Source organism: Streptomyces sp. NPDC046876, from assembly GCF_040645035.1.
In the GTDB taxonomy this organism is placed as follows: Bacteria; Actinomycetota; Actinomycetes; order Streptomycetales; family Streptomycetaceae; genus Streptomyces.
Map to the genome: position 1 here is coordinate 13,904 of NZ_JBEYXK010000078.1, position 18,962 is coordinate 32,865.

Genomic DNA, 18,962 nt, shown 5'->3' on the forward strand with positions numbered 1-18,962 from the left:
ACCGCCGCCCCGCTTGGCTGGACGGCGCCATCGCCCGCCACCGGGCACGATGGAGCAAGAGACCGACCCGGGAGCCCGCCGTGACCCACGTGACCCGAGCGCCGTCGCGGAAGGCCGACACCCGCATGCTGGCCGCCGTCATGCACACGGCGTTCTTCCTGCTGCTGGGCGCATCCGTGGCCCGCTTCCTGCTGCGCCACCCCGGCTCCCCGAAAACCCCGTGGATCATCGCCCTGAGCGCCGTGCTCGCCCTGCTGTACGTCCTCGGCCCCGCCCTCGGCGCCGCCCCCACCCTGCGCCGGCTGATCTGGCTCGGACTGGTCGTCTCCACCTGGGTCGTCCTGGTCGTCCTCGCCCCCAGCTTCGCCTGGTGCGCCGTCCCCCTCTTCTACACGGCCCTGCGCACCCTGCCGCCCCGCGCGGCCATCGTCCTGGTCGCCCTCCTGACGGTCTTCGTCGTCGCCGCCCAGCTGAAGCTGTCCCACGGCTTCGACCCCAACCTCCTCCTCGCCCCACCCGCCATCGCCGCACTCGCCACCGCCGTCTTCGTCCACATGGAACGCCAGGCCCAAGCCCAGCGCGCCCTCATCGACGACCTCATCCGCACCCGGCGCGAACTCGCCGCCACCGAGCGCCGCGAAGGCACCCTCGCCGAACGCCAGCGGCTCTCCATGGAGATCCACGACACCCTCGCCCAGCACCTCTCCAGCCAGCAGATGCTGCTCCAGGCCGCCGACCGCGTCTGGGACGGCGACCCCGCCACCGCCCGCGCCCACGTCCGCACCGCCACCGGCATCGCCGCCCGCGGCCTCGCCGAAGCCCGCCGACTCGTCCACGACCTCGCCCCGCCCGAGCTCGCCGGCGGCGCCGGACTCGCCGACGCCCTGCGCGCCCTCGACGCCGGCCCCGACATCGACGTCCGCTTCCACCTCGAAGGCACCCCGGCCCCCCTGCCCGACCGCGTCCAGTCCGCCCTCCTGCGCGTCGCCCAGGGCGCGCTCGCCAACGTCCGCGAACACGCCCACGCCCGGACCGCAGCCCTCACCCTGAGCTTCCTCGGCGACCAGGTCGTCCTCGACGTCGCCGACGACGGCCACGGCTTCACCGAACCCCGCACCCCCCGCAGCGACGACCGCGGACACGGACTCCCCGCCATGCGGGCCCGCGTCGGCCAGCTCGGCGGCACCCTCACCATCGAATCCACCGCCGGCGAAGGCACCGTCCTGTCCGCAGCCATCCCCCTGGAGCACCGCCCGTGACGACCCTCCTGCTCTGCGACGACCACGCCGTCGTCCGCGCCGGCCTGCTGGCCCTCCTCGGCAGCGCCCCGGACATCGAAGTCCTCGGCGAGGCGGGCAGCGGCGAAGAGGCCGTCGCCCTCGCGGCCCGGCTGCGGCCCGACGTCGTCCTGATGGACCTCCAGCTCGGCGAAGGCATCGACGGCGTCGAAGCCACCCGCCGCATCACCGCCGCCGGCAACCCGCCCCACGTCCTGGTGCTCACCACGTACGACACCGACGCCGACATCACCCGCGCCATCGGAGCCGGCGCCACCGGCTACCTCCTCAAGGCCGAGCGGCCCGAGGAACTCTTCGCCGCCATCCACGCCGCCGCAGCCGGCCGCACCACCCTCTCCGCACCCGTCGCCAGCCGGGTCATGGCCGCCATGCGCGGCACCCGCCCCACCCTGACCGACCGCGAACTCGACATCCTGGGCCAGCTCGCCCGCGGCCTCGGCAACCGCGACATCGCCCGCGCCCTGTTCATCAGCGAAGCCACCGTCAAAACCCACCTGGGCCGCATCTACGACAAGCTCGGCGTCGACACGCGGGCGGGCGCGGTGGCAGTGGCGAAGGAACAACGGCTACTGCCGTAGCGGGGGCCGGGGGCGGGGCTCCCGCAGCCCCGCGCTCCCCGGAGCCCTCCCCCGCCCTCCCCCGTGACACCATCGGATACGTGCTCGACATCGGCTACTCACTCTCCCGGCGCTTCCCGGACCCCCCGCAGACCGACTACCGCTCCGCGGACGTCCACTCCCTGCGCCACGACCTCTTCTGCGGGGACGTCTACCTCGCCGACACCGCCTCCGACCGGGAAGTCTCCACAGCCTGGGGATGGGTACCCGTACTGGACTTCGCCTGGGCCCTGTGCGACATCGTCGAGCGGCTCGACGAGGACCCGCGCGGCAGCCGCTCCGCCGACCGGCGCTTCGCGGAGCTCGACTTCACCGAATCGACGGACCGGATGCTCTTCGAACGGCGCTTCGGGTGGGTCGACATCGAGGCGGACTGGATGCCGCCCGAGGAAGAACCGCTGACCTTCAGCCACAAGCTGCTGCGCCGCGAGGCCCGCGACTTCCTGCACGACCTGATCGCCGACCTGATCGACATGCACGAATCCCTGGCCGACAACCCCATCATCTGGACCCTCCAGTCCCGCTTCCCCCGCGTCCCTGCCTGACGACACCCCGGCCCCCCGGGGGGGCGAACGCGCTGCAGGGCCGATGCCGCGGGGCGGCACGGGTGCGGCTGCGGCTGCGGCTGCGGCCGGACACGGGCGGGCTACATGTGCAGGCACAGGGCCGGACGTGGCGCGGGTGAGCCGCTGCGCGGAGCCGTTCCCCTCCCCGCCCCTTCCCGAAAACCGGGGCCTGCGGCCCCGGCCCCCGCCGGTTCCCCGGGCTCCGCCCGGACCCGGTTCCGGGCGCTCCGCGCCCGGTGCGCTCAAACGCCGCGCAGGCTGGATTCGCACCCAGCCCCCCGGCCTGCCGCCCACGCCGGAGCCGACCAGTCCTCGCCGCCCCCTGAGACGGGGGCCCGGCAAACTCAGCCCCGCCGGCGTTTGAGGCGCGGGGTACGGGGCGGAGCCCACCGGCAAGAGCCCCTTCAGCCGGAACCCAGCCGCCGCAACGCCCCGTCCGTCAGCCGGTACACCGTCCACTCGTCCTGCGGCCGCGCCCCCAACGCCTCGTAGAAGGCGATCGTCGGCTCGTTCCACTTCAACACCGACCACTCCAGCCGCTCATACCCCCGCTCCACGCACAGCCGGGCCAACTCCCCCAGCAGCGCCTTCCCGTACCCGCCCCCACGCGCCCCCGGACGCACGTACAGGTCCTCCAGATAGATGCCGTGCACCCCCCGCCACGTCGAGAAGTTCAAGAACCACAACGAGAACCCGACCGGCTCCCCCTCCTCCGACAGGGCCACGTGCGCGAACGCCGCCGGGCGCTCCCCGAACAGCGCCTGCCGCAACTGCTCCTCCGTCGCCCGCGCCTCGTGCGGCACCCTCTCGTACTCCGCCAGCTCGCGGATCATCGAATGGATCACGGGAACGTCTTCGACCTCAGCACTACGGATCATCCCCGCAGCCTAGGCCCGCCCCCACGGGGACCGCCCAGCCCCCACCCGCACCCACCAAACCGCCAGGCCCCCGCCCCCAAAACCCGACACCCCGACCCTGGACGCCCCTCCAGAACCCCGTGTACCAACTCCCCCATGACCATCAACGGCGGCATCTCCTTCTGGCACGCGACGAACGCCACCCGCACCCGGCCGCCCCGCGCCCCCCTCACCGGCGACACCACCGCCGACGTCGTCATCGTCGGCGGCGGCTACACCGGCCTGTGGACCGCCTACTACCTCAAGACCTCCGCCCCCGACCTCCGCATCACCGTCCTCGAACAGAAGTTCTGCGGCTACGGGGCCTCCGGCCGCAACGGCGGCTGGCTCTACAACGGCATCGCCGGCCGCGACCGCTACGCCCGCCTCCACGGCCACGCCGCCGCACAGCGCCTCCAACAGGCCATGAACGCCACCGTCACCGAGGTCATCGACATCGCCGCCAAGGAAGGCATCGACGCCGACATCCACCGCGGCGGCGTCCTCGAAGTCGCCCGCACCCCCGCCCAGCTCACCCGCCTCAAAGCCTTCCACGCCGCCGAACTCGCCTTCGGCGAGACCGACCGCCAACTCCACGACGCCACCGCCACCCGCGCCCGCATCGACATCGCCGACGCCGTCGGCTCCACCTGGACCCCCCACGGCGCCCGCATCCACCCCCTCAAGCTCGTCGACGGCCTCGCCGAAGCCTGCGAACGCCTCGGCGTCGTCATCCACGAGTCCACCCCCGTCACCGACATCGCCCCACGCCGCGCCACCACCCCCTACGGCAGCATCCGCGCCCCCTTCGTCCTGCGCTGCACCGAAGGCTTCACCGCCGGCCTCAAGGGCCACAAGCGCGCCTGGCTCCCCATGAACTCCTCGATGATCGTCACGGCCCCCCTCCCCGACTCCACCTGGGACCGCATCGGCTGGACCGGCGCCGAAACCCTCGGCGACATGGCCCACGCCTACATGTACGCCCAACGCACCGCCGACGGCCGCATCGCGATCGGCGGCCGCGGCGTCCCGTACCGCTACGGCTCCCGCACGGACCACGACGGCACCACACAGCCCTCGACCGTCGCCGCGCTCACCCGCCTGCTGACCGCCTTCTTCCCGGCCCTCGCGGGCGTGGAGATCACCCACGCCTGGTCGGGCGTCCTCGGCGTCCCCCGCGACTGGTGCGCCACCGTCGCCCTGGACCACGCCACGGGCCTCGGCTGGGCCGGCGGCTACGTCGGCTCGGGCGTCGCCACCTCGAACCTGGCGGCCCGCACCCTGCGCGACCTCGTCCTGAACGCCACCACGGAGCTGACCGACCTGCCCTGGGTCAACCACCGCGTCCGCCGCTGGGAGCCGGAGCCCCTGCGCTGGCTCGGCGTCCAGGCCCTGTACGCGGCCTACCGCGAGGCCGACCGCCGCGAGGCCGCCACCCACACCCCGACGACGACCCCGCTGGCCCGCCTGGCAGACCGCATCTCGGGCCGACACTGACCCCACTGACCCCACTGCCCCTGCCGCGCACGCAAAAGGCCCCGGACCACAAGGTCCGGGGCCTTCCGCTTCCGTACGAACTCCCTGGTCCGGCAAGCTGCTGACCAGGCATGGAGCCCCCTGTCGGATTCGAACCGACGACCTACGCTTTACAAGAGCGGTGCTCTGGCCAGCTGAGCTAAGGAGGCCTGTGGCGCCGGGGCGCACAGAATCGCCTTCACTTTACACAGCCGACGGGCCCGCCCGCGAAGGTCTTTTCGGCCTGCACCGGTGCACGTCACCTCCGCCCGGTACTGACAGAACGCCCCCCGCCGGGTAGCGTCGGGCGGAAGTCCACCGCGGTGGACCAGACCACCACTTCCTTCCACTCGGATCGTCCGGCACGTTCCTGCCGGTAGAAGGGATGCATCAGCATGGCTTCCGTCACCTTCGACAAGGCGACCCGGCTCTACCCCGGCGGGGACAAGCCCGCCGTCGACGAGCTCGACCTGCACATCGAGGACGGCGAGTTCCTCGTCCTCGTCGGCCCCTCCGGCTGCGGCAAGTCCACCTCCCTGCGCATGCTCGCGGGCCTGGAGGACGTCAACGGGGGCGCCATCCGCATCGGCGAACGCGACGTCACCCACCTGCCGCCCAAGGACCGGGACATCGCGATGGTGTTCCAGAACTACGCGCTGTACCCGCACATGACCGTCGCCGACAACATGGGCTTCGCCCTGAAGATCGCCGGCGAGGACAAGGCCACCATCCGCCGCAAGGTCGAGGACGCGGCGAAGATGCTGGACCTCACCCAGTACCTGGACCGCAAGCCCAAGGCGCTCTCCGGCGGTCAGCGCCAGCGCGTCGCGATGGGCCGGGCCATCGTCCGCAAGCCGCAGGTCTTCCTGATGGACGAGCCGCTGTCGAACCTCGACGCCAAGCTCCGCGTCTCCACCCGTACGCAGATCGCCGCGCTCCAGCGCGACCTGGGCATCACCACGGTGTACGTCACGCACGACCAGGTCGAGGCCATGACCATGGGCGACCGGGTGGCGGTGCTCAAGGACGGCCTGCTCCAGCAGGTGGACACGCCGCGGAACATGTACGACCGTCCGGCGAACCTGTTCGTGGCCGGGTTCATCGGCTCGCCGGCCATGAACCTGGTCGAGGTCCCGATCACCGACGGCGGCGTGAAGTTCGGCGAGAGCGTCGTCCCGGTGTCGCGCGAGGCGCTCGCGGCGGCCGCGGACGCGGGCGACCGGACCGTCACGGTCGGCGTGCGCCCGGAGCACTTCGACATCGGCACCGAGGGCGGTCTGACGATCACGGTGAACGTGGTCGAGGAGCTCGGTGCGGACGGGTACGTGTACGGCAGCACCTCCAAGGCCGACGGCGGCCGGGACATCGTGGTCCGCGTGGGTGGCCGCCAGGTCCCGGAGAAGGGCTCGAGCCTGCACGTGGTGCCGCGGGCCGGCGAGATCCACGTGTTCTCGACCTCGTCCGGCCAGCGGCTGTCCGACTGACCGGCTGTCCTCGCGCAGAGGCGCGGACGCGCAGATGCACTCGAAGGGGCGCTCCCGTTGGGGCGCCCCTTCGGGCATGCTGTCCGGGCGGGCGGATCGGGCATTCGCCGCCGGTCGTCAACACGGGATTCGAAAAACCACGTCGAACGATCCCCCGACCGGGTGACCAGCTGTCGCCACGCCGTCACCGAACGCTACTCTCGCCTTCGTGACCCACACTGCCCGCCGAATCGGCCGTTCCCTCGCCCTGGTCCTGCCCGTCGTCCTGGTCCTGTCCGGGACCCTCGCGGTCACCATGGTTCCCTGGGCGGACAACTCTTCGTCCAGGATCCTGACCGCGTCCGCCGAGGACGTATCCGTCCCCGCGAAGCCGCGCGCGCCACAGGACGTGCTGCGCGACAAGCTGCTGGGCGAGCTCCAGCAGGGCGAGATGCCGGGTGACGTCCTGACGCACCTGCAGCAGGAAGTGGACAAGCGGCCGTCGCTGGCCGGCCACTGCATGGGGATCGCGCGGGCGCTGGGGCGGGCCGCCGTGGAGGCGTACGGGCCGACGAAGGCGCAGTCGTTCGCGCGGCCCGTGTGCGACACCTCGTACGCGACCGGTGTGGCTTCCATGGGCTGAGGGTCCGGTTCCGGGGGCGGGCCTCTACGCTGGCGCCCATGACCGACGTACCTCCCGCTCCCCGTTCCGATTCCGATGTTTCCGCGGCCGCGGTCCCGGCCGCCCTGACCCAGGCGCCCACGCAGGCGGTGGTCCTGGCGGGCGGGCAGGGGTCGCGGCTGCGGCCGTACACGGACGACCGGCCGAAGCCGATGGTGGAGATCCCGGGGACCGGGGTGCCGATCATCGGGCACCAGCTGGCGTGGTTGGCCGCGGAGGGGGTCACCGATGCGGTGGTCTCGTGCGGGCACCTGGCCGAGGTGCTGCAGGAGTGGCTGGCCAAGGCCGATCTGCCATTGCGGGTGACGACGGTGGTGGAGGCGGAGCCGCTGGGGCGGGGCGGGGGGCTGAAGTACGCGGCCCGGCACCTGCCGCATCCGGAGCGGCCGTGGTACGCGACGAACGGGGACATCTGGACGCGGTTCTCGCTGCGGGAGATGGCGGCGTTCCATGCGGAGCGGGGGGCGACGGCGACGCTGGCGCTGGCGCGGCCGCGGATTCCGTGGGGTGCGGTGGAGACGAACGAGTTCGGGCAGGTGCTGGATTTCATCGAGGCTCCGCCGTCGCCGTACCTGATCAATGCGGGGGTGTACGTGTTCGCTCCGGAGTTCACGGCGCTGCTGCCCGATCTGGGGGACCACGAGCGGACGACGTTTCCGCGGTTGGCACGTGAGCGGCGGTTGGCGGGTTTCCCGCTGCCCCAGGGCGCGTACTGGCGGGCGATCGATACGGCGAAGGATCTGACGGAGGCGGCGCGGGAGTTGGCCGGGCAGGGCGGCTCCTGAGGCGTTCTCAGGCACGTGGCAAAGGGCCGGGGCCCGGAGCGCTGTTGCGCTCCGGGCCCCGGCCCTTGGTGGTGCGGGGGGGCGTGTCAGCCGAGGAGGCCGCCGACGAGGCCGGGCTTCTTGGAGGGGGTTTCGCCGCCCGAGGTGCTTCGGGTGCCGCTGCTGGAGGAGGACGGGGCCTTGGGGGCGGTCTGCTTGGTGGTGGTGCCGCTGGTCTGGCTGCCGGCGGCGCCGCGGCTGGCGGTGGGCGACTGCGAGCCGGTTCCGGTGGTTTCGCGGGTGGTGCCGGCGGTGCGGCCGGGCTTGGCGGAGGGGGCGGTGGCGCTCGGGGTGGGTTCGGCGGGCTTGGTGGGCTGCTGGCTGGTGGGCTGCTGCTGCGGCTTGCCGGGTGCCTTGGGCAGCGGGGAGCCGGGGAGGTAGTTGCTGGGTTCCTGGCCGGGTCCGGGGACGGTGACGACGGTGCTGGAGCGGACGGCGCCGCCGAGGAGGGAGCCGGTGAGGAGGGTGAGTCCGCAGACGACGGTGGCCATGACGGCTCCGCGGCGCAGGACGCGGCGGCGCAGGGACCAGAGGTCGGAGCGGGGTCCGAGGGTGCGCCAGGCTTCGCCGGCGAGGCGTCCGTCGAGGGAGTAGACGGGGGCGCCCGCGATGATGAGGGGGCTCCAGGCGGCGAGGTAGATGATGTCGGGCGCGTCGTAGGCGGGGACGGTCTTCCAGCTGACGGTCATCAGCAGGGCGGCGGACAGGAGTGCGCCGAAGCAGGCGGCGAAGCGCTGCCAGAGGCCGAGGACGGTGAGGACGCCGACGATGACCTGGAGGAAGGCGACGGTGAGTCCGGCGCCGACGGGGTGGGCGAGGGCGAAGTCGCGCAGGGGTTCGGCGAGGGCCCAGGGGTGGAGGGTGCGCAGCCACGTGACCATGGATCCGCGTTCGCCGCCGTCGAAGTAGACCGGGTCGCAGAGTTTGCCCATGCCGGCGTAGATGGAGATGAAGCCGAGGAAGACGCGCAGGGGGAGGAGGACGACGCCGAGGTTCATGCGGCGGCCGGGGTAGTAGGAGGCGTGGCCGCGGCTGTCGGTGGGGGTGCGGCGGGTGGCGTCCTGTGGGGGGCCGTCGGCGTAGGGGCCGTCGTGGTAGGTGCCGTCGTGGTAGGCGTCGTGGTCGTACGGGTCGTGGTCGTACGGGTCGTGACCGTACGGGGTGTGGCCGTACGGGGTCTGGCCGGCGGGGCCCGCGGGGTGGGGCAGGTCGCGTACGGCTGCGAGGGGCCGGGTTTCGTCGGCTTCGCGGTCGCGGTGGTTGCGCTGTCCGATGACGGTGGGGGTGGGGACGGTGTCGCCGGCGAGGTCGTGGGCGAGGTCGACCCGGGGGATGACCTGGGTGGCGCCGCCGTCGTAGTCGTCGTGGCCGCGGCCGTGTTCGCGGACGGCCTGGAGGAGCCCGCCCATGGCGGCGGTGTCGCCGGGGGCGGATTTGCCGCTCCAGACGACGGGGGCGCGGCGGCGGGTGGCGCCCGCGGCGGCGGCGCCGGCTGCGGCGAGGGCGCCGCCGAGGGCGGGGACCCGGCCGGGTGCGTTCGCGGGCTTGGAACGCGCGCTCGGGCTCGGTGCGAGCCGCACGCGGAAGCTGGCGTGGTTGACGATGACCTGTGCGGGGTCGCACGGCACCTTGACCATGCTCAGCGCGGGCTGGTCGTCGAACCCTGACGTTCTGGTGTCCACACTCATCTAACCGAGTGATCAGTGTTTAGGACACTGCCTTGACAGCAGGGATGTGTCCGAGACCCGTCAAGATCAAGCCACCCCGCCCGAAACGGGCGGGGTGGCACGCTCACGGGTCACGGTGCGTGAGCCAAGTGGCACAACCGGCGGGTGCCGGGAGGGGCCGGGGCTCGCGCGGTGGCCGGTTCAGGCGCGGCGGCGGGCCGCCTCGTAGAGGACGACGCCGGCGGCGACACCGGCGTTGAGGGATTCGGCGCCGCCGGGCATCGGGATGCGGACGAGGTAGTCGCAGTTCTCGCCGACGAGGCGGCCGAGGCCCTTGCCCTCGGAGCCGACGACGATGACGACGGGGCCGGCGAGGGCGTCGAGGTCGGCGACGGAGTGCTCGCCCTCGGCGGCGAGGCCGACGATGGCCAGGCCGGCCTTCTTGTACTCCTGCAGGGCACGGGTGAGGTTGGTGACGCGGGAGACCGGGGTGCGGGCGGCGGTGCCCGCGGAGGTCTTCCAGGCGCCGGCGGTCATGCCGGCGGCGCGGCGCTCGGGGATGACGACGCCGTGGCCGCCGAAGGCGGAGACGGAGCGGACGATGGCACCGAGGTTGCGCGGGTCGGTGACGCCGTCGAGGGCGACGATCAGCGGGTCCTCGCCGTTGTCGTAGGCCTCGGCGGTGAGGTCCTCGGGGTGGGCGTACTCGTACGGCGGGACCTGGAGGACCAGGCCCTGGTGGTTGAGGCCGCCCGTCATGCGGTCCAGCTCGGGGCGGGGGGCCTCCATCAGGTTGATGTTGCCGCGCTCGCCGGCGAGCTTGAGCGCCTCGCGGACGCGCTCGTCGTTGTCGATGAACTGCTGGACGTACAGGGTGGTGGCGGGTACGCCGTCGCGCAGGGCCTCGAAGACGGGGTTGCGGCCGACGACCATCTCGCTGGTGCCCTTGGGTCCGCCGCGGCGGGGGGCCGGGCGGCGCTTGGCGGCCTGCTTGGCCATGGCGTTGGAGATGCGGTGCGCCTTGTGGCCCTTGCGGTCCTCGGCCTTGGGCGTGGGGCCCTTGCCCTCCAGGCCCTTGCGCCGCTGACCACCGCTGCCGACCGTGGCGCCCTTCTTGTTGGACGTGCGGCGGTTCCTGCGCTGGCTGTTCCCGGCCATGACCTCTACCTGTTTTCGTTGGTGCTGCGGTACGTACGTATGAAGAGTGTGCCGCCCGGAGGCCCGGGCGGCACAACAGAGCTGGTCCGGGCGGTGTCGCCTCAGCGGGGGCCGAGGGTCCAGCGGGGACCCGAGGGGCTGTCCTCGATGACGAGACCGGACTGCTGGAGCTGGTCGCGGATGGCGTCGGCGGTGGCCCAGTCCTTGCGGGCGCGGGCGGACTCGCGCTGCTCGAGGACGAGCCGTACGAGGGTGTCGACGGCGCCGTGGAGGTCCTCGCCGCGGTCGGTCTCCTCGGACCACTGCGGGTCGAGCGGGTCGAGGCCGAGGACGCCGAGCATCGCGCGCACCTCGGACAGGCGGGCGATCGCGGCGTCCTTGTCGTCGGCGGCGAGGGCGCTGTTGCCCTGGCGGACGGTGGTGTGGACGATGGCGAGGGCCTGGGGGACGCCGAGGTCGTCGTCCATGGCCTCGGCGAAGGCGGGCGGCACCTCGGGGGCCGGGTCGACGGTCTTGCCGGCCTTCTCCACGACGCGCTGGCAGAAGCCCTCGATGCGGGCGAAGGCGGATTCGGCCTCGCGCAGGGCCTCCTCGCTGTACTCGATCATCGAGCGGTAGTGAGGGGTGCCGAGGTAGTAGCGCAGGACGATGGGGCGCCAGGTCTTGACCATCTCGGAAACGAGCACCGAGTTGCCGAGGGACTTGGACATCTTCTCGCCGGACATGGTGACCCAGGCGTTGTGGACCCAGTACGCCGCGAAGTCGTCGCCGAAGGCCTTGGCCTGGGCGATCTCGTTCTCGTGGTGCGGGAAGATCAGGTCCAGCCCGCCGCCGTGGATGTCGAAGGCCTCGCCGAGGTACTTGTGGGCCATGGCGGAGCACTCCAGGTGCCAGCCGGGGCGGCCGCGGCCCCACGGGGTCTCCCAGGAGGGCTCGCCGGGCTTGGCGGACTTCCACATGGCGAAGTCGCGGGCGTCGCGCTTGCCGGTCTCGCCCTCGCCGGAGGGCTGGAGCAGGTTGTCGAGCTCCTGGTTCGACAGCGCCAGGTAGCCGGGGAAGGAGCGCACGTCGAAGTAGACGTTGCCGTCGGCCTCGTACGCGTGGCCGCGCTCGATGAGGCCGCGCATCATCTCGATCATCTCGGGCACGTGGCCGGTGGCGCGGGGCTCGTAGGTCGGGCGCAGGCAGCCGAGGGCGTCGTAGCCGTGGTTGAAGGCCTGCTCGTTCTCGTAGCCGATGGACCACCAGGGGCGGCCCTGCTCGGCCGACTTGGCGATGATCTTGTCGTCGATGTCCGTGACGTTGCGGATGAAGGTGACGTCGTAGCCGCGGTACGCGAACCAGCGGCGCATGATGTCGAAGTTCAGGCCCGAGCGGATGTGCCCGATGTGCGGGGCCGCCTGCACGGTGGCACCACAGAGGTAGATCGAGACGCAGCCCGGAACGAGCGGGGTGAAGTCACGGATCTGCCGGGCGCTGGTGTCGTACAGGCGAATAGTCACGGGATCCAGGGTAGTGGGCCGGTGGCAGTGCCCCGCGACCCTTTGGGGGCGCGGGGCGGTTTGTCGCCGCGGTCGTGTCGCGCGGGGCCGTCCGGTACGGGCGGTCAGGCCCGGTTTGTCCGGTAGACCAGGGCGGTGGCGATGGCGGCGAGGCCTTCGGCGCGGCCGGTCAGGCCCAGTCCGTCGGTGGTGGTGCCGGAGACGGAGACCGGGGCGCCCGCGGCGGCGGCGAGCGCCTTCTGCGCTTCGTCGCGCCGCTTGCCGATCTTCGGGCGGACGCCGATCACCTGGATGGCGATGTTGCCGATCTCGAAGCCCTCGGCGCGGACGATACGGGCGGCCTCGGCCAGGAGGGTGACGCCGGCGGCGCCGGACCACTCGGGGCGGGAGGTGCCGAAGTGGGCACCGAGGTCGCCGACGCCGGCGGCGGAGAAGAGGGCGTCGCAGGCCGCGTGGGCGGCGACGTCGCCGTCGGAGTGGCCGGCGAGGCCGTCCTCGCCCTCCCAGAGCAGGCCCGCGCACCACAGTTCGCGGCCGGTCTCGAAGGCGTGGACGTCGGTGCCGATCCCGACGAGCGGGATCAGGGGCGCGCCTTCGGGGCTAGTACGCATCGGTGGCCCTCCTGCGGGCGAGTACGGCCTCGGCGAGGACCAGGTCGAGCGGGCGGGTGACCTTGAAGGCCTCTTCGTGGCCGGGGACCACCACGACGGTGGTGCCGAGCCGTTCGACCATTCCGGCGTCGTCGGTGGCACCCTCGCCGTTGACGGCAATGGTCTCGTGCGCCTTGACGAGCGTGGCGAGGTCGAAGCCCTGCGGGGTCTGGACGGCACGCAGCCGGGCCCGCTCGGGCGTGGCGACGACCGGCTCGGGCTCGCCCGGTCCGGCGGGCTCGACCTCCTTGACGGTGTCCGCCAGGGGCAGTGCGGGAACGACGGCGGGGGCGCCGTCGCGGACGGCCTCGACCACGGCGTCGACGGTGTCGACGGGCACCAGCGGGCGGGCGGCGTCGTGGATGAGGACGGAGGTGACGTCCGGCGGGAGCGCGGCGAGGCCGGCGCGCACGGATTCCTGGCGGGTGTCGCCTCCGGGGACGACGAGGACCTCGGTCCTCTCGGGCAGCGGGTGCTCGTCCAGGAGGTTGCGCACCTCGGCGGCGCCGTCGGACGGGGCGACGACGACGACCAGCGACACGGCCCGGGAGCGGGCCATCGCGCGGACGGCGTGGATGAGCATGGGGGTGCCCCCGAGGGCCCGCAGGGCCTTGGGGGCGCCGGGGCCGAGGCGTACCCCGCGGCCGGCGGCCGGGATCACGGCGGCCGTGCGGTGGGGACGCGGTTCGTCAGACATCAGTAGCTCCGAGCCAGGTTTGTGACTTCGGCCGACGTGGGTATGGCCTTGGGAGTGCCGGGTGCGACGCCCTCGCCCCTTCCGTGACGACCGGTCGAGCCGGCTGCCCGGACCCGGCACCGGTCAGTACGTCAGTACTGGGTGCGTGTACGGAACGGCAGTGCAGGCGGCCACGGCGGTGCGGGCGGTACAGACAGACATGCCGCAGCGCCCGGCAACAGCCCTCCCGTGAGGAGAGGGCTTGTCATCGGGCACCGCGGCACAACTGCGTTTGGGCTCCGTCCGTCAGGACGCGAGAACCTCGTCGAGGAGGGCCTCGGCCTTGTCCTCGTTGGTGTTCTCTGCGAGCGCGAGCTCGCTGACCAGGATCTGACGCGCCTTCGCGAGCATGCGCTTCTCACCCGCGGAGAGCCCGCGCTCGCGCTCGCGGCGCCACAGGTCGCGCACCACTTCGGCGACCTTGATGACGTCGCCAGAAGCGAGCTTCTCCAGATTTGCCTTGTAGCGACGGGACCAGTTCGTGGGCTCTTCGGCATACGGTGCACGCAGCACCTCGAAGACCCGGTCCAGCCCGTCCTGGCCGACTACGTCGCGAACGCCGACGAACTCCGCATTGTCCGCAGGCACACGAACCGTCAGGTCGCCCTGGGCGACCTTGAGCACCAAGTAGGTCTTGTCCACGCCTTTGATCTGGCGAGTTTCGATGGCCTCGATCAGCGCGGCCCCGTGATGGGGATAGACCACGGTGTCGCCAACCTTGAACGTCATGTGACAGGTACCCCTTCCGTGGCTATCCAGGGTAACACGAGAACTGACTGTTATGAATGGCGTTTTCGCAGGTCAGGGCACATCTCGGGGCTTGACAACAGCGGCGGGGACGTGCTGCGGAGGGCTTCCGGAGGGGGGTATTCGCAGGTCGGAGGCGCTGTGCGGACCGGGTGAAACGGCCACGTTACACCTGGCCGGGTACCCCACCAGTGTGACGTACGTCCTGTTTTGCCGGTTTCGAAGCCGGGAAACCGAAGTACTCCGTTCGACTGGGGGCCACCCGTACGGAGCGGTTCCGGCCCAATCCTGGAATTGATCACGGAGAGCCGTTCGAAGGAATCCCGGAATTGATCACAGGGCCACCGGAGGGTGATATGCGGACGGCATGTGAACGGGGCACGAAGAGCAGGCGCGGGCACCGGCCGAGACCACCGGGGAGACCATCGGGGAGAGCACCGGGAAGAGCGCGTCGAGGACCATGGCGAAGACCATGCGGAATGGAAGATCGCGGAGGTGGCGCAGGGCCGCCCGTGCGCTGCGGAGGGTCGGGTGCGGGGGCGGGGCGGCGGCTCGGTAACCTAAGCCCGCTGACACACCCTTAGGGCGGCTTTACCTCGGCCGCCCCGAGGCCGCCATCCTTCCGTTCCGTACGTCCAAGGAGTTGCCGCCGCCGTGAGCCGCAGCCTTCGACGCGGCGCCCTCGCCGCCACCGCCGTCGTGTTCTCGATCGCCTCGCTGGCCGCATGCGGTGCGGGCAACGACGCGCAGACGCTCCAGATCAAGCCGGACAACGCCGCCGTCACCAAGGGCGACATCAAGGTCCAGAACGCGCTGGTGATCACCCAGGGCGGCAAGGACAAGAAGGGTGGCCCCGCGGTCGTCTCGGCGACGGTCTTCAACCAGGGCGACAAGCCGCAGACCCTCGACGCGATCACCCTGCCGGGCGGCAAGGCCAAGGTCACGCTCAAGGGTGCCGAGGGTGGCGCGGGCAAGGTCGTCGTGCCGGCCGGCGGCTCCGTCGTCATCGGCGGCAAGGGCAACGCGTCCGCCGTGATCGAGGGCGGCAACGAGGCCGTGAAGAACGGCGACGCCCAGAAGGTCGTCTTCCAGCTGAGCAACACCGGCGACGTCGAGCTCGCTGCGCTCGTCGTCCCGAACACCGGCCTGTACGCCGGCTTCGGCCCGACCGAGGCCCCGGCCGCCGGCCCTTCCGCCTCGGGCAGCCCCGCCGCCGCGCCGTCGGGCTCCCCGGCCGCGTCCCCGTCCGGCTCCCCGGCCGCCGGTGCGAGCCCCGCCGCGTCGGGCTCCCCCGCCGCGGGCGCCACCCCGGCGGGCTCGCCGTCGGCCTCCGCCTCGCACGCCGGCCACTGAGCCCCGGCAGTAGCCAGAAGCACGTACGGGAAGGGCCCCGTCCGCCGATGCGGACGGGGCCCTTCCCGTAGCTGCACGCCCCCTGGACCGGGGCGGGAGGCAGGGCTTAGGGCTCGAACTTGTAGCCGAGGCCCCGGACCGTGACCAGGTAGCGCGGGGCGCCCGGGTCCGGCTCGATCTTGGCGCGCAGGCGCTTGACGTGCACGTCGAGGGTCTTGGTGTCGCCCACGTAGTCGGCGCCCCACACCCGGTCGATCAGCTGCATGCGGGTCAGTACGCGGCCCGCGTTGCGCAGCAGCATCTCCAGCAGGTCGAACTCCTTGAGCGGGAGGTCCACCTTTGCTCCGGCGACGGTGACCACGTGCCGGTCGACGTCCATGCGCACCGGACCGGCCTCCAGGGCGGCCGGGGTGACCTCCTCGGGCTCGCCGCGGCGGCGCAGGACCGCGCGGATGCGGGCGACCAGCTCCCGCGAGGAGAAGGGCTTGGTGACGTAGTCGTCGGCTCCTATTTCCAGCCCGACGACCTTGTCGATCTCGCTGTCCTTGGCCGTCACCATGATCACGGGGACGTTGGAGCGGCCGCGCAGCTGCCGGCAGACCTCCGTGCCGGGCAGGCCCGGCAGCATCAGGTCGAGGAGGACGAGGTCGGCGCCGTTGCGCTCGAACTCGTCGAGCCCGTCGGGCCCGGTCGCAGCGATCGCGACCTCGAAGCCCTCCTTGCGGAGCATGTAGGACAGGGCGTCGCTGAAGGATTCCTCATCCTCGACGACGAGCACTCGGGTCACGGAAGGACCTCCGGGGCAGGAATGGCTGGTTCTGGTTCAGGCTGGGGTCGGGTGGCTGGGGGCGGGGGCCGGTTCCGCCGCGGGGGCGGGCCGGTCCGAAGGTGCGGCCGATTCCGGCAGCCGCAGGGTGAAGGTGGAGCCCTGACCCTCGGAGCTCCACACGGAGACCTCCCCGCCGTGGGAGGCCGCGACATGCTTCACGATCGCAAGGCCGAGCCCGGTTCCGCCGGTCGCGCGGGAGCGGGCCGGGTCGACGCGGTAGAAGCGTTCGAAGATGCGCTCGCGGTCCTTCTTGGGGATGCCGATGCCCTGGTCGGTCACGGCGAGCTCGATCAGGTCGCCGCCGGGGGCGGTGACCCGGCGGGCGGCGATGCCGACGCGGGTGCGGGCGGGGCTGTAGTTGACGGCGTTCTCGACGAGGTTGCCCAGGGCGGCGGCGAGCTGGCCGCGGTTGCCCCACACGAACAGGTCGGCGGTGCCGCCCGAGGCCATGGTGATCTGCTTCGACGAGGCGGTGTGGCGGCAGCGGTCGACGGCCTCGGCGACGAGCGTGTCCACGCGGACGGGCTCGGCGTCCTCCAGCGGGTCGTCGTTCTGGACCCGGGAGAGGTCGATGAGCTCCTGGACGAGGTTGATCAGGCGGGTGGCCTCGATCTGCATGCGGCCGGCGAAGCGGCTGACCGCCTCGGGGTCGTCCGCGGCGTCCATGACGGCCTCGGACAGCAGGGAGATCGCGCCGACCGGCGTCTTCAGCTCGTGGCTGACGTTCGCGACGAAGTCCCGGCGCACGGCTTCGATGCGGCGGGCCTCGGTGAGGTCCTCCACCAGCAGCAGCACGAGCCGGGAGCCGAGCGGGGCGACGCGCGCCGAGACCGCGAGGGCCTCGCCGCGGCCGGTGCCGCGCCGGGGCAGGTCGAGCTCGACCTGGCGTATCTCGCCGTCGCGGCGGGTGTCGCGGGCCATGTGGAGCATGGGTTCCACCGCGAGCTTGCCGCCGCGGACGAGCCCGAGGGCGTACGCGGCGGAGCTGGCCTTGACGACGGCGTCGCCCTCGTCGAGGACGACGGCGGAGGAGCGGAGCACGGACAGTACGGTGTCCACGCCGGGCGGGAGCACCGCGTTGATGTCCGGGCGCATGGAGCTCCGGGTGGGGCGGGCCTGGTCGCGCTCGCTCCAGCGGAACGCCAGCATCGCGATGACGCCGGTGCAGACACCGGCGATCGCTGCAGCTGCGGCGACCGCCGCGTTCACGTCCATGTGTCCAGGTTAAGCAGGCTCAAGAGCACTTCCACAGCCGTTCGGGTGGCACCTCGAACAGTCGTCGCCCAGAGTTCACCGTGACGACGGAGTTGATTCACTTCCGGTGCCGGAGTCCGACGCGTTCACCGCTCACCGTGGCACCGTGGGGCACAGGCCGCACCGGCCCGGGCCCCGGGCACCAGCGCAGTAGGTCAAGAGAGGGACACCCATGCGTGACGCGTACCACGAGGAACTGGACTCGATCGGGGAGGGCCTCGTCGAGATGGCCCGGCTGGTCGGCTCCGCCATCGGGCGGGCCACGACGTCCATGCTCGACGCCGACCTGAAGCTCGCCGAGAGCGTCATCGCGGCCGACCAGAAGATCGACGACCTCCAGCACGACCTGGAGGCCCGCGCCATCGCGCTGCTGGCCCGCCAGCAGCCGGTCGCCACCGACCTGCGCATCGTGGTCACCTCGCTGCGCATGAGCGCCGACCTGGAGCGCTCCGGCGACCTGGCCCAGCACGTGGCCAAGCTGGCCCGGCTGCGCTTCCCGGACACGGCCGTCCCGAGGGACCTGCACGCCACCATCCTGGAGATGGGGCAGCTCGCGCAGCGCCTGATGGCCAAGGCCGCCGAGGTGATCATCACCAAGGACGTCGACTTGGCGCTGCAGCTGGAGACGGACGACGACGAGATGGACCAGCTGCACCGCACGCTCTTCCAGCACCTGATGGACGACCGCTGGAAGCACGGCATCGAGACGGCCGTGGACGTGACCCTGCTGGGCCGCTACTACGAGCGGTTCGCCGACCACGCGGTCTCGGTCGCCAAGCGCGTGGTGTACCTGGTGACGGGCGAGCACGCGGACGAGCTCCAGCAGCCGACCGAGCCGGTCTGAGCCCCAGTGCGCCGTTGACGCGCCGGTGCGGCTGGGCATGAATGAGGGCGAGGCAGTACGTGCGCCTACCCCGTACACCGCCTGCGAGGAGGATCCATGCCCGAATCCCCCGTCCCCGTCACTCCGGAGCACGAGCAGCCGCCGAAGCCGGAGCCGCTGCGCCTGCCGCTGCTCGCAGCCTGCGGCTGCGGCTCGGGCTGCGGCTGCGGCTGCCAGTCCGGCGCCCCCTGCCAGTGCGGCGGGTGACGGCGCCGTCGCGCGTACGCGAGGGGCCCCGGCCCGGGCAGTGGCCGGGGCGGGGCCCCCCCGCACAACAATCGGGCGTGGCCCCCCCCGCCCCCGCCGGCCCGGGGGGCGGGGC

The 18,962-nt window shown here is 72.3% G+C and carries 19 protein-coding genes and 1 tRNA gene; 10 read left to right on the forward strand and 10 right to left on the reverse strand.

Annotation, left to right across the window (positions count from 1 at the left end):
- Positions 1-125: 125 nt before the first annotated feature.
- From ABZ924_RS29225 to ABZ924_RS29235, 3 genes are all read left to right on the forward strand, one after another.
- Positions 126-1,259 carry a sensor histidine kinase gene (locus tag ABZ924_RS29225; RefSeq protein WP_361916162.1) on the forward strand — a complete coding sequence of 378 codons (1,134 nt, stop codon included), beginning with the start codon at positions 126-128 and terminating at the stop codon, positions 1,257-1,259.
- On the forward strand, positions 1,256-1,876 hold the full coding sequence (locus tag ABZ924_RS29230) for a response regulator transcription factor (protein ID WP_361916116.1): 621 nt from the start codon (positions 1,256-1,258) through the stop codon (positions 1,874-1,876). The genes ABZ924_RS29225 and ABZ924_RS29230 overlap by 4 nt, the downstream gene beginning before the upstream one ends.
- 80 nt (positions 1,877-1,956) lie before the next feature.
- Positions 1,957-2,460 carry a hypothetical protein gene (locus tag ABZ924_RS29235; RefSeq protein WP_361916119.1) on the forward strand — a complete coding sequence of 168 codons (504 nt, stop codon included), beginning with the start codon at positions 1,957-1,959 and terminating at the stop codon, positions 2,458-2,460.
- 425 nt (positions 2,461-2,885) lie between these two features.
- On the opposite strand, the gene ABZ924_RS29240 is transcribed toward ABZ924_RS29235, so the two are convergent.
- Positions 2,886-3,359, reverse strand: coding sequence for a GNAT family N-acetyltransferase (locus ABZ924_RS29240; protein WP_361916122.1), 474 nt, complete (start codon positions 3,357-3,359; stop codon positions 2,886-2,888).
- Between the two features lie 135 nt (positions 3,360-3,494).
- On the opposite strand from ABZ924_RS29240, the gene ABZ924_RS29245 reads away from it, so the two are divergent.
- Positions 3,495-4,874: an FAD-binding oxidoreductase gene (locus ABZ924_RS29245; RefSeq protein WP_361916125.1), complete on the forward strand. Its 1,380-nt coding sequence runs from the start codon at positions 3,495-3,497 to the stop codon at positions 4,872-4,874.
- Between the two features lie 111 nt (positions 4,875-4,985).
- Here ABZ924_RS29245 and ABZ924_RS29250 read toward each other — a convergent pair.
- Positions 4,986-5,062: transfer RNA gene (locus ABZ924_RS29250), tRNA-Thr, on the reverse strand.
- 225 nt (positions 5,063-5,287) lie between these two features.
- Between ABZ924_RS29250 and ugpC the strand changes: the two genes are divergently transcribed.
- The 3 genes from ugpC to ABZ924_RS29265 all read left to right on the forward strand — a co-directional run bounded on the left by ugpC (position 5,288) and on the right by ABZ924_RS29265 (position 7,822).
- Complete coding sequence (gene ugpC / locus ABZ924_RS29255; RefSeq protein ID WP_361916128.1) at positions 5,288-6,376, forward strand: sn-glycerol-3-phosphate ABC transporter ATP-binding protein UgpC; 1,089 nt, start codon at positions 5,288-5,290, stop codon at positions 6,374-6,376.
- 208 nt (positions 6,377-6,584) lie between these two features.
- The gene (locus ABZ924_RS29260) at positions 6,585-6,998 is read left to right on the forward strand and encodes a hypothetical protein (protein ID WP_361916130.1); all 414 of its coding nucleotides are present in this window, start codon (positions 6,585-6,587) and stop codon (positions 6,996-6,998) included.
- A 104-nt stretch (positions 6,999-7,102) separates the two neighbouring features.
- Positions 7,103-7,822 carry a nucleotidyltransferase family protein gene (locus tag ABZ924_RS29265; RefSeq protein WP_361916165.1) on the forward strand — a complete coding sequence of 240 codons (720 nt, stop codon included), beginning with the start codon at positions 7,103-7,105 and terminating at the stop codon, positions 7,820-7,822.
- Between the two features lie 86 nt (positions 7,823-7,908).
- Here the strand turns inward: ABZ924_RS29265 and ABZ924_RS29270 are convergent, their stop codons facing one another.
- The 6 genes from ABZ924_RS29270 to ABZ924_RS29295 form a co-directional block, all read right to left on the reverse strand.
- Positions 7,909-9,549, reverse strand: coding sequence for a DoxX family membrane protein (locus ABZ924_RS29270; protein ID WP_361916133.1), 1,641 nt, complete (start codon positions 9,547-9,549; stop codon positions 7,909-7,911).
- A gap of 180 nt (positions 9,550-9,729) precedes the next feature.
- The gene (gene rlmB, locus ABZ924_RS29275; RefSeq protein ID WP_361916136.1) at positions 9,730-10,686 is read right to left on the reverse strand and encodes a 23S rRNA (guanosine(2251)-2'-O)-methyltransferase RlmB; all 957 of its coding nucleotides are present in this window, start codon (positions 10,684-10,686) and stop codon (positions 9,730-9,732) included.
- A 101-nt stretch (positions 10,687-10,787) separates the two neighbouring features.
- Positions 10,788-12,188, reverse strand: coding sequence for a cysteine--tRNA ligase (gene cysS, locus ABZ924_RS29280; protein ID WP_361916139.1), 1,401 nt, complete (start codon positions 12,186-12,188; stop codon positions 10,788-10,790).
- 104 nt (positions 12,189-12,292) lie between these two features.
- Entirely contained in the window at positions 12,293-12,799 is a 507-nt protein-coding gene (gene ispF / locus ABZ924_RS29285) for a 2-C-methyl-D-erythritol 2,4-cyclodiphosphate synthase (RefSeq protein WP_361916142.1), read from the reverse strand.
- The gene (ispD, locus tag ABZ924_RS29290) at positions 12,789-13,535 is read right to left on the reverse strand and encodes a 2-C-methyl-D-erythritol 4-phosphate cytidylyltransferase (protein WP_361916145.1); all 747 of its coding nucleotides are present in this window, start codon (positions 13,533-13,535) and stop codon (positions 12,789-12,791) included. The genes ispF and ispD overlap by 11 nt, the downstream gene beginning before the upstream one ends.
- Positions 13,536-13,820: 285 nt before the next feature.
- Positions 13,821-14,303, reverse strand: coding sequence for a CarD family transcriptional regulator (locus ABZ924_RS29295; RefSeq protein ID WP_003953493.1), 483 nt, complete (start codon positions 14,301-14,303; stop codon positions 13,821-13,823).
- Positions 14,304-14,975: 672 nt separating this feature from the next.
- Here ABZ924_RS29295 and ABZ924_RS29300 point away from each other — a divergent pair.
- Entirely contained in the window at positions 14,976-15,674 is a 699-nt protein-coding gene (locus tag ABZ924_RS29300; RefSeq protein ID WP_361916148.1) for a DUF461 domain-containing protein, read from the forward strand.
- Positions 15,675-15,780: 106 nt separating this feature from the next.
- Here ABZ924_RS29300 and ABZ924_RS29305 read toward each other — a convergent pair whose 3' ends face one another.
- Both ABZ924_RS29305 and ABZ924_RS29310 read right to left on the reverse strand, forming a co-directional pair.
- Positions 15,781-16,461: a response regulator transcription factor gene (locus ABZ924_RS29305; protein WP_007265514.1), complete on the reverse strand. Its 681-nt coding sequence runs from the start codon at positions 16,459-16,461 to the stop codon at positions 15,781-15,783.
- A gap of 36 nt (positions 16,462-16,497) precedes the next feature.
- Entirely contained in the window at positions 16,498-17,718 is a 1,221-nt protein-coding gene (locus ABZ924_RS29310; RefSeq protein WP_361916151.1) for an ATP-binding protein, read from the reverse strand.
- A 211-nt stretch (positions 17,719-17,929) separates the two neighbouring features.
- On the opposite strand from ABZ924_RS29310, the gene phoU reads away from it, so the two are divergent.
- Both phoU and ABZ924_RS29320 read left to right on the forward strand, forming a co-directional pair.
- On the forward strand, positions 17,930-18,601 hold the full coding sequence (gene phoU / locus ABZ924_RS29315; protein WP_361916154.1) for a phosphate signaling complex protein PhoU: 672 nt from the start codon (positions 17,930-17,932) through the stop codon (positions 18,599-18,601).
- Between the two features lie 96 nt (positions 18,602-18,697).
- Positions 18,698-18,847 (forward strand): hypothetical protein, encoded by a 150-nt coding sequence (locus tag ABZ924_RS29320; RefSeq protein WP_361916157.1) that lies wholly within the window; start codon positions 18,698-18,700, stop codon positions 18,845-18,847.
- Positions 18,848-18,962 lie beyond the last annotated feature (115 nt).

Bases quoted from the DNA above. Each gene is read 5' to 3' on its own strand.
- ABZ924_RS29225 (WP_361916162.1), top strand. From the start codon at position 126: ATGCTGGCCGCCGTCATGCACACGGCGTTCTTCCTGCTGCTGGGCGCA.
- ABZ924_RS29240 (WP_361916122.1), bottom strand. From the start codon at position 3,359: ATGATCCGTAGTGCTGAGGTCGAAGACGTTCCCGTGATCCATTCGATG.
- ABZ924_RS29245 (WP_361916125.1), top strand. From the start codon at position 3,495: ATGACCATCAACGGCGGCATCTCCTTCTGGCACGCGACGAACGCCACC.
- ugpC (WP_361916128.1), top strand. From the start codon at position 5,288: ATGGCTTCCGTCACCTTCGACAAGGCGACCCGGCTCTACCCCGGCGGG.
- ABZ924_RS29270 (WP_361916133.1), bottom strand. From the start codon at position 9,549: ATGAGTGTGGACACCAGAACGTCAGGGTTCGACGACCAGCCCGCGCTG.
- rlmB (WP_361916136.1), bottom strand. From the start codon at position 10,686: ATGGCCGGGAACAGCCAGCGCAGGAACCGCCGCACGTCCAACAAGAAG.
- ispF (WP_361916142.1), bottom strand. From the start codon at position 12,799: ATGCGTACTAGCCCCGAAGGCGCGCCCCTGATCCCGCTCGTCGGGATC.
- ispD (WP_361916145.1), bottom strand. From the start codon at position 13,535: ATGTCTGACGAACCGCGTCCCCACCGCACGGCCGCCGTGATCCCGGCC.
- ABZ924_RS29295 (WP_003953493.1), bottom strand. From the start codon at position 14,303: ATGACGTTCAAGGTTGGCGACACCGTGGTCTATCCCCATCACGGGGCC.
- ABZ924_RS29310 (WP_361916151.1), bottom strand. From the start codon at position 17,718: ATGGACGTGAACGCGGCGGTCGCCGCAGCTGCAGCGATCGCCGGTGTC.
- phoU (WP_361916154.1), top strand. From the start codon at position 17,930: ATGCGTGACGCGTACCACGAGGAACTGGACTCGATCGGGGAGGGCCTC.
- ABZ924_RS29320 (WP_361916157.1), top strand. From the start codon at position 18,698: ATGCCCGAATCCCCCGTCCCCGTCACTCCGGAGCACGAGCAGCCGCCG.